This is a genomic window from Bdellovibrio bacteriovorus str. Tiberius (assembly GCF_000317895.1).
GTDB classification, from domain to species: Bacteria; Bdellovibrionota; Bdellovibrionia; order Bdellovibrionales; family Bdellovibrionaceae; genus Bdellovibrio; species Bdellovibrio bacteriovorus_F.
The window spans coordinates 12,996-25,795 of the sequence record NC_019567.1; the positions used below are offsets into that span (position 1 = coordinate 12,996).

Annotated in this window: 13 protein-coding genes; 5 read left to right on the forward strand and 8 right to left on the reverse strand. The window is 49.1% G+C overall.

The window, feature by feature from the left end; all coding sequences use genetic code 11:
• Positions 1-15 precede the first annotated feature (15 nt).
• A complete protein-coding gene (locus BDT_RS00065) occupies positions 16-993 on the forward strand; it encodes a MerR family transcriptional regulator (RefSeq protein WP_015089222.1) in 978 nt (325 codons plus the stop codon).
• Between the two features lie 33 nt (positions 994-1,026).
• On the opposite strand, the gene BDT_RS00070 is transcribed toward BDT_RS00065, so the two are convergent.
• The 8 genes from BDT_RS00070 to BDT_RS00105 all read right to left on the reverse strand — a co-directional run bounded on the left by BDT_RS00070 (position 1,027) and on the right by BDT_RS00105 (position 8,580).
• The gene (locus BDT_RS00070; protein ID WP_015089223.1) at positions 1,027-2,394 is read right to left on the reverse strand and encodes a phosphomannomutase/phosphoglucomutase; all 1,368 of its coding nucleotides are present in this window, start codon (positions 2,392-2,394) and stop codon (positions 1,027-1,029) included.
• A gap of 47 nt (positions 2,395-2,441) precedes the next feature.
• Positions 2,442-3,392: a 4-hydroxythreonine-4-phosphate dehydrogenase PdxA gene (locus BDT_RS00075; RefSeq protein WP_051026248.1), complete on the reverse strand. Its 951-nt coding sequence runs from the start codon at positions 3,390-3,392 to the stop codon at positions 2,442-2,444.
• On the reverse strand, positions 3,385-4,329 hold the full coding sequence (locus tag BDT_RS00080) for a peptidylprolyl isomerase (protein ID WP_235046203.1): 945 nt from the start codon (positions 4,327-4,329) through the stop codon (positions 3,385-3,387). Before BDT_RS00080 ends, BDT_RS00075 begins: the two co-directional genes overlap by 8 nt.
• Positions 4,322-5,290, reverse strand: a complete 969-nt coding sequence (locus tag BDT_RS00085; RefSeq protein WP_015089226.1) for a peptidylprolyl isomerase — start codon at positions 5,288-5,290, stop codon at positions 4,322-4,324. Before BDT_RS00085 ends, BDT_RS00080 begins: the two co-directional genes overlap by 8 nt.
• Positions 5,291-5,302: 12 nt before the next feature.
• Positions 5,303-6,112 (reverse strand): peptidylprolyl isomerase, encoded by an 810-nt coding sequence (locus BDT_RS00090; RefSeq protein WP_015089227.1) that lies wholly within the window; start codon positions 6,110-6,112, stop codon positions 5,303-5,305.
• A gap of 47 nt (positions 6,113-6,159) precedes the next feature.
• Entirely contained in the window at positions 6,160-6,693 is a 534-nt protein-coding gene (locus BDT_RS00095) for a lysophospholipid acyltransferase family protein (protein WP_235046204.1), read from the reverse strand.
• 134 nt (positions 6,694-6,827) lie between these two features.
• Positions 6,828-7,796 carry an electron transfer flavoprotein subunit alpha/FixB family protein gene (locus BDT_RS00100; protein WP_015089229.1) on the reverse strand — a complete coding sequence of 323 codons (969 nt, stop codon included), beginning with the start codon at positions 7,794-7,796 and terminating at the stop codon, positions 6,828-6,830.
• A 10-nt stretch (positions 7,797-7,806) separates the two neighbouring features.
• The gene (locus tag BDT_RS00105) at positions 7,807-8,580 is read right to left on the reverse strand and encodes an electron transfer flavoprotein subunit beta/FixA family protein (RefSeq protein ID WP_015089230.1); all 774 of its coding nucleotides are present in this window, start codon (positions 8,578-8,580) and stop codon (positions 7,807-7,809) included.
• A gap of 180 nt (positions 8,581-8,760) precedes the next feature.
• Here BDT_RS00105 and BDT_RS00110 point away from each other — a divergent pair, with 180 nt between their 5' ends.
• The 4 genes from BDT_RS00110 to BDT_RS00125 all read left to right on the forward strand — a co-directional run bounded on the left by BDT_RS00110 (position 8,761) and on the right by BDT_RS00125 (position 12,678).
• The gene (locus BDT_RS00110; RefSeq protein WP_041576713.1) at positions 8,761-9,420 is read left to right on the forward strand and encodes a succinate dehydrogenase cytochrome b subunit; all 660 of its coding nucleotides are present in this window, start codon (positions 8,761-8,763) and stop codon (positions 9,418-9,420) included.
• An 11-nt stretch (positions 9,421-9,431) separates the two neighbouring features.
• Positions 9,432-11,348 (forward strand): fumarate reductase/succinate dehydrogenase flavoprotein subunit, encoded by a 1,917-nt coding sequence (locus tag BDT_RS00115; protein ID WP_015089232.1) that lies wholly within the window; start codon positions 9,432-9,434, stop codon positions 11,346-11,348.
• Between the two features lie 10 nt (positions 11,349-11,358).
• Positions 11,359-12,147, forward strand: coding sequence for a succinate dehydrogenase/fumarate reductase iron-sulfur subunit (locus tag BDT_RS00120; protein WP_015089233.1), 789 nt, complete (start codon positions 11,359-11,361; stop codon positions 12,145-12,147).
• 282 nt (positions 12,148-12,429) lie between these two features.
• On the forward strand, positions 12,430-12,678 hold the full coding sequence (locus BDT_RS00125) for a hypothetical protein (protein ID WP_015089234.1): 249 nt from the start codon (positions 12,430-12,432) through the stop codon (positions 12,676-12,678).
• Positions 12,679-12,800: the final 122 nt, after the last annotated feature.

Sequence of the window (12,800 nt, forward strand, 5' to 3'; positions counted from 1 at the left end):
TCTTTAGAGGTAAGAATGAAAAACTGGCTGACGATCGGACAATTTGCCAAAGCTTCGGGCCTTTCCCCCAGAGCCCTGCGCATTTATGAAGACATGAATCTGCTGGTGCCACCCTATCGTGGGGACAACGGCTATCGCTATTATCAGGAAAGCCAGCTTTCCGAAGCCGCTCGGCTGAAAGAGTTTAAAGACCTGGGATTTCAGCTGGAAGAAGTGAAAGCTCTTCTTCAGGCTGACCGCGAATTGGATAAATCACGTCTGGTCAGGTCACTCAGTCACCGTCTGGATCTGGTGCGTGAGCAGTCCGATCAGTTGCAGGATCAGCGCCGGCAGATAGAACAACTTCTTTCCTCTTTGAAGAACAACACAAAGCCCATCTCGGCTGATGAGAGGAGAGCAATCATGAGTTATCAGGGTAATCCGGCCATTGTGGTCACAGGAATCCAGGGCCTTCAGAAAACGGCTGAATATATTCAAAAGCACCTTCAGGACCGCCACATTCCCCTGCTGTTCTGGAGTGAAAATCTGGAACTTCCAGAGTCCTATATTCTTGTTCTTCCTGAAGACAACCTCGGGGATAAAGGTGTGGAAAACCTTGCGCCCAATGTGATTGTCCTGAATTCCGTCAGTGGTTCGGACAGTGCGATTCGGAAAAATTATCTGCGTCTTTATAACTTTGTTGGCTCTCATGTGACGACGGTGATTCATGCGGAAGATCAGGCGCTGCTTGAGATTGTTTCCAACGAAAGAATCAGAGGCACCTACTACCAGTATTATTCAAAAAACCGCGCTTTGGAAAAGCAGATCAAAAAAATCGGCGGACTGGTTTGTTCCGGCAGTGAACTTTCGATGTACGGATATAATCTGCAGAAAGAGGCTGTGCATCTGAAGTTGGAGAGCCCTTTGGGATTTACTGACGAGCTGGCACTTTTAAGTTCACTCGCAGCCGTGATGAAACTGGGACTGCCGACAGAAAGTCTTTGTCTGAAATAAAAAAAGCCGGGTTCATCACCCGGCTTTTCATTTTTAAAGATACTTGTTTACGATGGCTTCAACGCGGTTGCGGATCGCATCCAGCCCCGCCTGGGACGAGGATTCGTAACGAACCACCACCACTGGCTGTGTGTTGGAAGAGCGGCACAGTGCCCAGCCGTCAGCAAAGCTCAGGCGGATACCATCCGTAAAGTCCACTTTATAATCAGCACCCTCTTTAGCCGGGAAAGCTTCAATCATTTTTTCAACGATCAGAACCTTCTTTTCTTCAGTGGTGTCGATGCGGATTTCTGGAGTGTTGAAAGACGGAGGCAAACCTTCCAGCAACTGTGGAATTGTTTTGCCGGTTTTTGCCAGGATTTCCACCAAACGCAAAGCTGCGTAAGGAGCATCATCGTAACCGTGATTGCGGTCGGCAAAGAACACGTGACCGGACATCTCGCCACCGAATGGCGCTTTTTCAACTTTGATTTTTTCTTTCACCAAAGAGTGTCCGGTTTTCCACATGATTGGCTGACCACCGTGTTTGGCAACATCGTGGTACAGACGATCAGAGCACTTCACATCGCCAATGATCTTAGCCCCTTTTTGTTCAGCCAAAATCGCGCGGGAAATGATCACCATCAATTCATCACCGTAAACCATGCGGCCCGTGTGATCGACAACACCGATACGGTCGGCATCGCCGTCAAAGCCGATGCCCGCCACGGCGCCCTCTTTAAGAACCTGGGCCTTAAGGTCCACCAGGTTTTCTTCAACCGTTGGATCCGGGTGGTGATTCGGGAATGTGCCATCTGGCTGTTCAAACAAAATGGTGGGTTTCAAACCGCAGGCTTCAAACAAGCCGCGCACCACAGATCCGCCAGCACCGTTACCGCAGTCCAAAACAACTTTGGTGTCTTTGATGTGGCCGAATTCTTTAGCGTAACGTGCGTAGTACATTGGCTTGATGTCGAAAGATTCTTCTGAACCCTGACCGTCAATGAATTCGCCTTTTTGAATGATGTGCAAAAGTTTCTGGATTTCGACGCCAAAGATGGTGCCTTTACCCACAGAAATTTTAAAGCCGTTGTATTCTGGAGGATTGTGCGAACCAGTTACCTGAACCGCGCCATCGACTTTCAATTCAAACGTGGCGAAGTAACAAACCGGCGTGGTTACCAGACCCAGGTGAATAACGTTCGCGCCTGAATCCATCAGACCTTTTGCAAGATTCTTGATGATGGCCGGAGAGCTTTCACGCGCATCACAGCCCAACGCCACGGTTGGATTAGTGATGTTCTTGTTTTGTTTCATGTAAACGACGTAAGCGCGACCCAGCAGGTAAGCAAAGTTGTCGTCGAACTGTCCGTTATAGACGCCGCGAATGTCGTATTCTCTAAAAATGACGGGTTGAAACATATATCACCTCAATTATTTCAAGGGCTTAGGATTATAATTTCTGCGCTCTAGAGTCGAGCTAATTTTACCGCCCAGCGAACGGCATCAATCATCGAATGGGGGTTGGCTTTGTTTTTACCAAAGATATCCTTGGCAGTGCCATGATCCACACTGGTGCGAATAAACGGGATCCCCAGGGTCATATGCACGCCACTGTCCTGCCCGTGAATCATTTTAAACGGAATCAGGCCCTGATCGTGATACAGGCTCAAATATACGGAATATTTCTTCCAGTTTTGCGGGAAGAAAGCCGCATCCGGAACCAAGGGTCCTTCAAACGGAATCTTCTTTTCTTTGGCAAAACTTACAAGCTCGGGGAAGAACAAAAGCTCTTCCTGCCCGATCAGGCCCGCCTCGCCGGCATGGGGGTTGAGCCCCAAAACGCCGATGGGTTTTTTAGCCTGGGCTGCGGGAAGCTTCTTTCTTAGTTCATTGGCGTTAAGAAGTGCTTCCGCCAGCACGCTGAAACTTAAGTGCTTGGTGATTTCTTTCACCGGTAGATGTGCCGTTGCCAGAACCACGTTGAACTTTTCACCGACAAAACCCATGTGCACATGTTTGGCGCCGGAAAGTCTTTTTAAAATATCCGTGTGTCCCAGGTCTTTAAAGCCCGCCGCTTTGATCGAGGTCTTCGACAGGGGCGCAGTGGCCAGCGCGTGAATATCTTTCTTCAGGCAGGCTTTGGCGCTTGATTCCACCCATTCTGCAGGTGCGAGGTCCGAGGCAATATCAATCAGGTAGGGACCTTCGATTTCCAGAGCCTGGGAAAGGTCATCCACGGTGATACGCTCAAATTTTTGATCAATCAGTTTCAGATACTTTTGTGAAGCACCGTCTTGGCGCCACAACAGAAACTGCACGCCTTTTTGTGGACCCAGGTGATGCAGAGCCTTGGCCGTGACTTCAAAGCCAATGCCATCCACATCCCCGGTCGTAAGTGCGATTCGAAGTTTACTCATTGATACGGATGAAGGATTCATCGCGTTTGGATTGCAGCCAGTTTTTCAACTGACGTTTGAAGCTGTTTTCCAGAAGCTGCGCCTTGATCTTGTCTTTGGCGCGTTCAAACTTCGGATCGGTGGTCAGTTTTTTACCGGTCAGTTTCACGATGTGGAAGCCCATGCGGGATTTCACAATCGGAGTGGTCTCGTTCACTTTCAGGCTGGAAATAGCCTCTTCAATTTCCGGAAGGAAGTCGCCGGATTTGAAAGTTCCCAAGGCGCCACCGGTGGAGAAATTGGGATCTTCACTGAACTGCTGCGCCAGGTTTTCAAAGTTTTCACCGCTGCGAAGTTTACCCAGCACGGTTTCAGCACGTTTGATGGACGCTTCCGCGCCGCCTTTTTTCGGGTTGAAGAAGATGTGGGAAACCGAGAACTCGTCAATGGAAGGACGGTTGTTCGGATTCGTTTTCAGGTATTCATTCAAAGCGTCTTCATCAGAGATGCGCAGTTTGGAAATGATCTCGGCATCCATCAAAGAGCGTTTTTCAATGCTGTCTTTCAGGAAGCGGCGATAGTCATCCATGGAAACGCCCTGTTGCTGAATCACTTTTGCCAGTTCTGTTTCGCTGACCTGGTTTTTGCGGGCCATTTCTTTCAGTTCGGATTCCACGCGATCGTTGGTGACGGCCAGATTCAGACGTTTGATCTCTGACTGCAGGATCTTTTCGTTGATCAGGTAATCCAGTTGCGCTTTGCGGTTGCCGACAAGGCTGGTGGCTGGTTTATCAAACAACAAAGACTCATCAACCATGCCCTGTTTTGGAATGCGTTTTACAAGATCTTTGAAGTCAGATTCCAAAACCAGTTCGCTATTTACGATAGCCACAGTTTTTTCCACAATCTCGGCATGACTTGGTGTAGCCACTAGCAAAGCAAAAAGAAGATTAATCATTGGTTCCTCGTGTATCCACCTTGATGGAATTCATCAGTTCATAGTCCTTTAAGACTTTACTACTTCTGAGCTGGGCATCAAGCCACGCCACGTATTCCGCCTGCTCGCGTTGTGCGCGAAGCGCCCGGATAATCTGTGGTTTGACCTCTTCCAGCGACAAAGTGGAGGCCGGAGCCTTCTTTTCCACACGAATCAGATGGATTCCGAAGGGACTTTTGATTGTTTGCACGCCGGAACCGACGTTAAACAGGGGATCAAAGTAATCCACCGAGCCTTTTTCAATCCAGCCTACAACCCCACCCTGCTTGGCTTCAGGAGTGATGGAATACTTTCTTGCAAGTTCCGCAAAATCGCCGGTTTTCAGGTCGACTTTGATGGCGTCAGCCTTGGCGTCCTCGTCCACCACGATCTGGCGCAGGTACACGCGCTCTTTGCGCTTGTAACGGTCCTTGTTGTCTTCGTAGTAGCGTTTGATCTCTTCTTCAGTGGGGGCCTTGACCTTTTCGTTGATCTTTTTAAAGACCTCTCGTTCGACCAGGGAATATCTCAGTTCTTCACGCCATTCCGAAAATGACAGATTTTCCAAAGCCAGGGCCCGGCGGAAAGAAAGATCATCCGGATAGTTCGCGCGCAGTTTGTCGACTTCTTTATCCAGGGTGTTTTCCGATATCACGATACTCTGAGCCCTTGCCCAGTCCAGGGTCAGGCTTTTCACCAGGAAGTCGCGCAGAATTTCTTCTTTGATACGGTGGATGTTGTTGGGATCCTTTGCCGCCAGGGCGTCGAAGTTTCTTAGTCTTCGTGCCAGCTGGTTGGCGAACTGCTTGGAGGTCAGAACGTGATCATTCACCTTCTCCACGGGTTTCGTGGAGAGTTTCTGATAGCTTGATGGACATCCCGCCAAAGCGAGGCTCATAAAAATAAAAAGCCCCGTCAGTGCGGGGCTCTTTGAAAATTTCATCGGATCAAATCCTTATTTAAGAAGACCTTTGTTTTCTTTGATCGGATAAGACTTCTTCATTCTTTCGAAGTAGTCGTTAAAGACCTGTTTTCTTTTTTCATCGAAAACGGCCGCTCTGATCTGGCGTTTGTTCGCGTTCTCAAAGCTTCTGCGACCGGTCAGTTTAATAACGTGGAAGCCAAACTGAGTTTCGATAAGCCCCGTAACCTCACCGACCTTCATGTTGACAACCGCTTCGTAGTAATTCGGAACCAGTGTCACGCGGGATTGCCAGCCGATATCGCCGCCAACCTGCTTGGAAAGAGCATCATCAGAGTAAAGCTTAACCAGCTCTTCAAATGGTCTTTTGCTCTTTTTAACCTCTTCGTAGATTTCTGTCGCACGTTTTTTTGCTTCAGCCACCTGCGCCGGAGTAGCCCCTGCTTTAAACTCAATCAGGATGTGGCTGGTGCGAAGTTCCGGATTTTTGGCATACCATGCTTTCATTTCCGCATCAGAAACCTGGATCTTCTGAACACGCTGACCGATGTCTTTTTCCAGAAGGGCTTTGTACATCTCCTGGTCAAAGCGGGATTGAACGACAGGGTCTTTTTGCAGATTGCGCTTTTCCGCCTCTTGAACACCCATTTCAAAGCGAACCAGGTCTTCCAGGAATTGTTCTTTGGTTGGCGGGTTGATGGTCTGAGACTTCACTTCGTTGTACTTTTTATTGAAGTCTTCAAGCGTGATAGTTTTTTTACCCACCTGAGCCACGACGTCCGTGGATTTCTGTGCAAAAGCGGTCGCAGAGATGAGCAACAAGATGCTGATTACAAGTTTCATGCTTCAAAAGTCCCTTTAAAAAGTTGAATGAGAACTATGCTAAAACGCTAGCACTGGGCATCATTATCCGCAATGAATTTAAGAGCTTGCTGCCTAGCTTGGTGCAAAAGAGCCTCTAACTCTAGAGCAAGGTCTGGGTTTCGCGGATCGATTTCTTTGCTCACTGGAGCCATCGGTCCCACCCAGTAAATGATCACTTTGGCGAAGGGTTTTGGCAGGAAAGTTTTATTCCATGATCTTGGGAAATGAATCGCACGATCACACGCCACGCCCGCGGCGTAAATCGGACCGTGAATCATGCGTGAAAGCTCGAACACTCCGGGTTTGACTTTGTGTAACGGGCCTTTTGGACCATCCACAGCAAAGCTGCAATTTCCCCCGTCTTTTACCAAACGCAAAAGACCTTTCAAGGCTTGCACCCCACCACGCGTGGAAGAACCGCGACTGGTTTTTGCCCCCAGCCATTTCAGCACGGTCGCCATCAGTTCGCCGTCCTTGGATTGCGAAGCGATGGTGGCAATACGGTATCTTTTGACGATGGATAAAAGTGCCAGCTCATCACCGTGAAAATGCGCAAGCACCACCGGAGATGGAGTTGCGGAATCAACAGATTGTTTCAGGGAGTCAGGCTCGATAAGCCGAACCCTCCATGTCCATGAGAGGGTTCGGTAGAAGACGAAAACAATAATCGGAAGAATATACTTTCTAAACACGATTAGTGGTGAAGAGCTTTTTTGAACTCTTCTGTCAGTTTTGGAACGATATCCAGGGCGTCACCCACAATGCCGTAAGTCGCTTTCTGGAAGATCGGTGCGTTGGCATCGCTATTGATTGCCACGATCACTTTGGATCCGCTCATACCAGCCAAGTGCTGGATAGCGCCGGAGATACCCACCGCGATGTACAAAGTCGGAGCCACTGTTTTACCAGTCTGGCCAACCTGCATGCCGTGACCAACCCAGCCCGCATCAACAACTGCACGGGAAGCACCTACCGTGGCACCCAAAACGTCAGCAAGATCATTCAAAATCTTGAAGTTTGCCGCTTCTTTCAGACCACGACCGCCGCTGACAACGATGTTAGCTTCAGTCAGATCCAATTTCTCGGAAGCACCTTTCACGATTTCTTTGATCAAGGTTTTAAGGTCTGCCGCAGCTGCCGCGTGTTCAACCACGTTTGCAGTTTTAGAAGTGTCCGCTGCCGCCACTGGAAGCTGATTGGCGCGCATCAAAACGATTTTAACTGCGCTGTTTTCAAAGTTCACCGTCGCAAAACATTTGCCGGAGTACATTGGTTTAACCGCAGTCACGTTGTCACCGGAAATAGTCAAAGTCGTGCAGTCACTTGCAATACCCACGCCCAAACGAGCCGCCACGCGAGGGAACAGATCCTTGCCGGTGGAGGATGCGGAAGCCAGGATGATGGAAGGCTGAACCTTGCCGATGATCGCTGCGATGTTTGCAGTGAAAGCCTCTGGATTGTATGAATCCAAAGAAGCGTCTTTAACCACGTGAACTTCAGAAGCACCATTGTGACCCAAAGCTGCGGTCACATCACCTGCGTGAGAACCGAAAGCCACCGCAACAACCGTGTTGCCGGAAGCGGCTGCCGCCTGAAGAAGCTCTTGAGAGCTGCGTTTTAGTTTACCGTTTGTGTGTTCAGCAAAAACCAGAATTTTACCCATGTCTTAATCCTTACAGAACCTTCGCTTCATCGCGAAGAAGTTTAACCAGCTCGGACGCTTGTGCAGAAGCATCGCCAGAAAGCATTTTTACAGCTGGTTTATCAGCCGGAAGAGTAAAGCCGGAGTATTTGATTTTGATTTCAGAAGCCGGGATGTTCAAAGAAGCGAATTCGATTTCTTTGATCACTTTCTTTTTGGCTTTCATGATGCCTGGAAGACTTGCGTAGCGAGGCATGTTTAAACCTTTGTTCGCCGCCACAACCGCTGGAGTCATCATTTGCACTACTTCTTTTGCACCACCTTCGATGTCGCGCTCAACAACAACGTTTTCGCCATTGAAATTGAATTTCGATACCACTGTGGTGTGAGGAACGTTCAGGAATTCAGCCATCATCTGGCTGACAGAGGAAGCATTGTCATCAATTGCAAGTTTGCCGGAGAAGATGACTTTTGCGCCGCCTTCAGCCTTGATCACTTCAGCCAAAGCTTTTGCCGTGGCAAAGTTGTCCAGACCTTCGCCGTTAACCACGATCGCTTCGTCAGCGCCCATAGCCAATGCCGTACGCAAGGATTCAACCACACGAGCCTTTGGTCCAACAGACAGAACCCATACTTGGGATCCCGGATTTGCGTCGCGAAGCTTGTTGGCTTCTTCAACCGCATACTCGTCATAAGGGTTCATAACCCATTTAATACCCGCCGTGTCGATACCAGTCTGGTCGGGAGAGATCTTAATCTTTGTTTCGGTGTCAGGCACCTGCTTGATACACACAAAAATCTTCATGTTTTACCCCGTTTTTAAGAGGGTTTCGTTCTATCCCAAGTCCAGGAAAGGCAAAACTAAATTGTATATTTAACGTGTCGCGAAACATGACGGGGGACATGGACAAAAAGCTGCACCCGGGAGTATGGTAAGTGGAAACTTATTGAGAAAATACACACCAAAAACAAGGGGTTCTACACCATGTCTGGATTTCTCGGATCTACCGTCGGGAAAAAGTACCTAATGGGAATCACCGGTTTAGTATGGGCGGGATTTGTTCTCGCACACATGGCCGGCAATCTACTCATCTTCGTAAGTAACGATGCCTACAATGCTTACGGCCACGCACTCACAAGCGGGAATATCATCTACGTCGCAGAAACCGTTCTGGTTCTGGCGTTGATCGTTCACGTTTTCTGCGCCATCAGCCTTACGAAAAACAATCGTGAAGCGAAAGAGCAGAAATACGCAGTGGCGGCAAAAGGATCGAAGCGCGTTTCCCTGGCTTCAAGAACAATGGCGATTCAAGGATCTTTGATTCTGATCTTCGTTATTCTTCACCTGATCACTTTCAAATACGGCACGCACTATGAAACCACCGTTAACGGCGTGGTGATGCGTGACCTGGCGAAACTGATGTTTGAAGTTTTCCAAAGCCCTGCTTACATCGCATGGTATGTGGTGTGTCTGGTTCTTCTGGGCTTCCATCTTAGTCACGGTGTTGGTTCCACCTTCCAGTCATTGGGTTTGATGGAAGGCACTTACAGAGACACGTGGAAAAAACTCAGCTACGGATATGCCGTGGTTGTGGCTGCGGGTTTCATCGCTCAACCTGTTTACATTTTCCTTATCGGTAACTAAGGGGACACACAATGGCTAACAAATTAGACAGCAAAATTCCCAGTGGTAATATTGAAAGCAAATGGACGAATCACAAGTTCAGTTCCAAGCTGGTAAATCCGGCGAACAAAAGAAAGCACTCCATCATCGTGGTGGGCACCGGTCTTGCCGGCGCATCCGCCGCTGCTTCTTTGGGTGAACTTGGTTACAAGGTCAAAGCCTTCTGCGTGCATGAATCCCCTCGCCGTGCCCACTCAGTGGCGGCTCAGGGTGGTATCAATGCGGCGAAAAACTACCAAAATGACGGCGACTCTGTTTACCGTCTTTTCTACGACACCGTAAAGGGCGGGGATTTCCGCGCTCGTGAAGCCAACGTTCACCGTCTGGCGGAAGTGTCCACGAACATCATCGATCAGATGGTGGCGCAAGGGGTTCCTTTCGCCCGTGAATACGGCGGAACTCTTTCCAATCGTTCTTTCGGTGGCGCGCAGGTGTCCCGTACCTTCTACGCCCGCGGCCAGACCGGTCAGCAGCTGTTGCTGGGTGCGTATTCTGAAATGATGAGACAAGTGGATGCAAAAACCGTGGATCTGTACAACCGCCGCGAAATGCTGGATGTTGTGGTGATCGACGGCAAGGCCCGCGGAATCATCGTTCGCAATCTTTTGACGGGCGAAATTGAATCCCACGAAGCTGATGCAGTTGTGATCGCTTCCGGCGGTTATTCCAACGTCTTCTTCCTTTCCACCAATGCGATGAACTGTGCGGTGACGGCAGCGTGGAAAGCCCACAAACGTGGCGCTTACTTCGCAAATCCTTGTTACACACAGATTCACCCGACGTGCATCCCGGTTCATGGCGACAATCAGTCCAAGCTGACGTTGATGTCCGAATCCCTTCGTAATGACGGTCGTGTGTGGGTTCCTAAGGCTGTCGGTGACAAACGTCATCCGAACGAGATCCCTGAAAACGAACGCGATTACTATCTGGAGCGCATCTACCCGTCATTCGGGAACCTGGCTCCGCGTGACGTTTCTTCCCGTCAGGCGAAATACCGCTGTGACGAAGGCCGTGGTGTGAATGAAGCTGGTAAAGCGGTTTACCTGGATTTCGCGGATGCGATCAAACGTCTGGGTGAAGACAAGATTTCTGAAAGATACGGAAACTTGTTCGACATGTACGACAAAATCACCGGTCAGAATCCATACAAACAGCCAATGATGATTTACCCGGCTCCTCACTACACCATGGGTGGTTTGTGGGTGGACTACAACCTGGAATCCACAATCCCGGGTCTGTTCGTTGCGGGTGAAGCAAACTTCTCTGACCACGGTGCAAACCGTCTGGGCGCTTCCGCGCTGATGCAGGGTCTGGCGGATGGTTACTTCGTTCTTCCATACACTCTGGGTAACTATCTGGGTGGAACAAAACTTGAAAAAGTGGCGACGACTCACGAGGCGTTCAAGGCCGCTGCTCATGGCGTGAAAGAAGAAATCACCAAGATGATGAATATCAAGGGTGCTCGCACGGTCGACAGCTTCCACAAAGAGCTGGGCAACGTGATGTGGGAATACTGTGGTATGGGTCGTAACGAAGCTGGTTTGAAAAAAGCCCTTCAAGAGATTCCAAAAATCAAAGAGGAATTCTGGAACAACGTGCGTATTCCGGGTGATGCGAACTATCTGAACGTGGAGCTTGAAAAAGCCGGCCGTGTGGCGGACTTCATTGAGCTTGGCGAATTGATGTGTCGTGATGCTTTGGAGCGTAACGAATCCTGTGGTGGTCACTACCGTGAAGAGTATCAGGTGGATGGCGAAGCCAAACGTGATGACGAGAACTTCTGTCACGTGGCTGCTTGGGAATACACTGGCGACAACAAACTGTCAGTTCGTCACCAGGAAGAGCTTACTTTCGAAAACGTACACCTAGCAACTCGTAGCTATAAATAAGAGGCGTAGCATGTCTGGAAAAAATATTAATCTGACTTTGAAAGTTTGGAGACAAAAAGGCCCGAAAGACCAAGGGGCCTTTGCAGAGTATCAGGCAAAGAATGTTTCTGAAGACGCTTCTTTCCTGGAAATGCTGGATGCTGTGAACGAAGAACTGGTGGCAAAAGGTGATATGCCGATTGCTTTTGACCATGACTGCCGCGAAGGCATCTGCGGGACCTGCGGTTTTGTGATCGACGGTGAAGCTCACGGTCCGATGAAATCAACAACCGTGTGCCAGTTGCACATGCGTAATTTCAACGACGGTGCGGTTCTGACAATTGAACCATTCCGTGCAAAAGCCTTCCCGATGATCCAGGATTTGATGGTGGATCGTTCGGCTTTGGACCGCGTGATTTCTTCTGGCGGTTTCATTTCCACGAACACCGGCAATGCCGTTGATGCCAATGCGATTCTGGTTCCGAAAGCGGATGCCGATGAAGCAATGTCTTCTGCGACTTGTATCGGTTGTGGTGCGTGCGTGGCGGCTTGTAAGAATGCCTCTGCGGCGCTGTTCACTTCTGCCAAGATCTCTCACATGGCTTTGCTTCCGCAGGGTCAGGTTGAAAGAAAAGAACGTGCGATGCGCATGGTGGGCGCGATGGATGCTGAAGGCTTCGGTGCATGTACCACAACAGGTGCCTGCGAAGCGGCTTGCCCGAAAGAAATCCAGCTGACTAACATCAGCCGCATGAACCGCGAATTCTTCGTGGCGAACGTCACAAAACGTGAAAAACACAAAGACGGCGGCGCCGGCTAAAAGGTGCCTGGTTGTTATTTCTGGCAACAATGCATTAAAGGGAGTCCCAAGGACTCCCTTTTTCTTTTCTAGAATCTAAGATTTGTTTTTTCAACCCCGCGTGATTTCAGTTACTTAGGTAAGATGACGCGTTGTAGGTGTAAAAAATCACCAGGCACCTTTAACCTTTAAATTCTGCATCAAAGGTCTGTCTTATTGAGAGACATCTTTGAATCAAATCATCTTCGAATACTTCTAAAGCTTGTTCAGCAAACTTCCGAAACTAGACCAAGGATTGGGCTTATGAAGAAGATTGATCAACTGATGGCAGAACTGGGCTTTAACAAAAACGCACCTGACAGTGTGAAAGAAGCCTTTATCAAGCACCTTATTAAAGCTTCAACGGGCGTCAACGTGGTGACCCCGTCGGAGAAAAAAGAGATGGCGGCAAACCCTGAACGCATTGTTCAGTTTAAAGCTCCTCAACAACTCAGCTTTGATTTTGTTGAAGAGTCACCTAGACCAAAGCCCAGCAAAAAAGCTGTGTCTTAGTCGAGAGCCCGGTGCAATTCCCTGCTCACCACTGGACTTTCGTCTGGATACTACTGGACTTTGAGCCAAAATTTTTAAGAAATCTAACCACAATCGAAAGATAGATAACCAGCCCCCTCTCA

What these genes read in the sequence shown, in the direction of transcription:
- BDT_RS00080 (WP_235046203.1), bottom strand. Translation starts at nt 4,329, where the DNA reads ATGATTAATCTTCTTTTTGCTTTGCTAGTGGCTACACCAAGTCATGCC.
- BDT_RS00110 (WP_041576713.1), top strand. Translation starts at nt 8,761, where the DNA reads ATGTCTGGATTTCTCGGATCTACCGTCGGGAAAAAGTACCTAATGGGA.
- BDT_RS00075 (WP_051026248.1), bottom strand. Translation starts at nt 3,392, where the DNA reads ATGAGTAAACTTCGAATCGCACTTACGACCGGGGATGTGGATGGCATT.
- BDT_RS00120 (WP_015089233.1), top strand. Translation starts at nt 11,359, where the DNA reads ATGTCTGGAAAAAATATTAATCTGACTTTGAAAGTTTGGAGACAAAAA.
- BDT_RS00090 (WP_015089227.1), bottom strand. Translation starts at nt 6,112, where the DNA reads ATGAAACTTGTAATCAGCATCTTGTTGCTCATCTCTGCGACCGCTTTT.
- BDT_RS00085 (WP_015089226.1), bottom strand. Translation starts at nt 5,290, where the DNA reads ATGAAATTTTCAAAGAGCCCCGCACTGACGGGGCTTTTTATTTTTATG.
- BDT_RS00070 (WP_015089223.1), bottom strand. Translation starts at nt 2,394, where the DNA reads ATGTTTCAACCCGTCATTTTTAGAGAATACGACATTCGCGGCGTCTAT.
- BDT_RS00125 (WP_015089234.1), top strand. Translation starts at nt 12,430, where the DNA reads ATGAAGAAGATTGATCAACTGATGGCAGAACTGGGCTTTAACAAAAAC.
- BDT_RS00115 (WP_015089232.1), top strand. Translation starts at nt 9,432, where the DNA reads ATGGCTAACAAATTAGACAGCAAAATTCCCAGTGGTAATATTGAAAGC.
- BDT_RS00065 (WP_015089222.1), top strand. Translation starts at nt 16, where the DNA reads ATGAAAAACTGGCTGACGATCGGACAATTTGCCAAAGCTTCGGGCCTT.
- BDT_RS00100 (WP_015089229.1), bottom strand. Translation starts at nt 7,796, where the DNA reads ATGGGTAAAATTCTGGTTTTTGCTGAACACACAAACGGTAAACTAAAA.
- BDT_RS00105 (WP_015089230.1), bottom strand. Translation starts at nt 8,580, where the DNA reads ATGAAGATTTTTGTGTGTATCAAGCAGGTGCCTGACACCGAAACAAAG.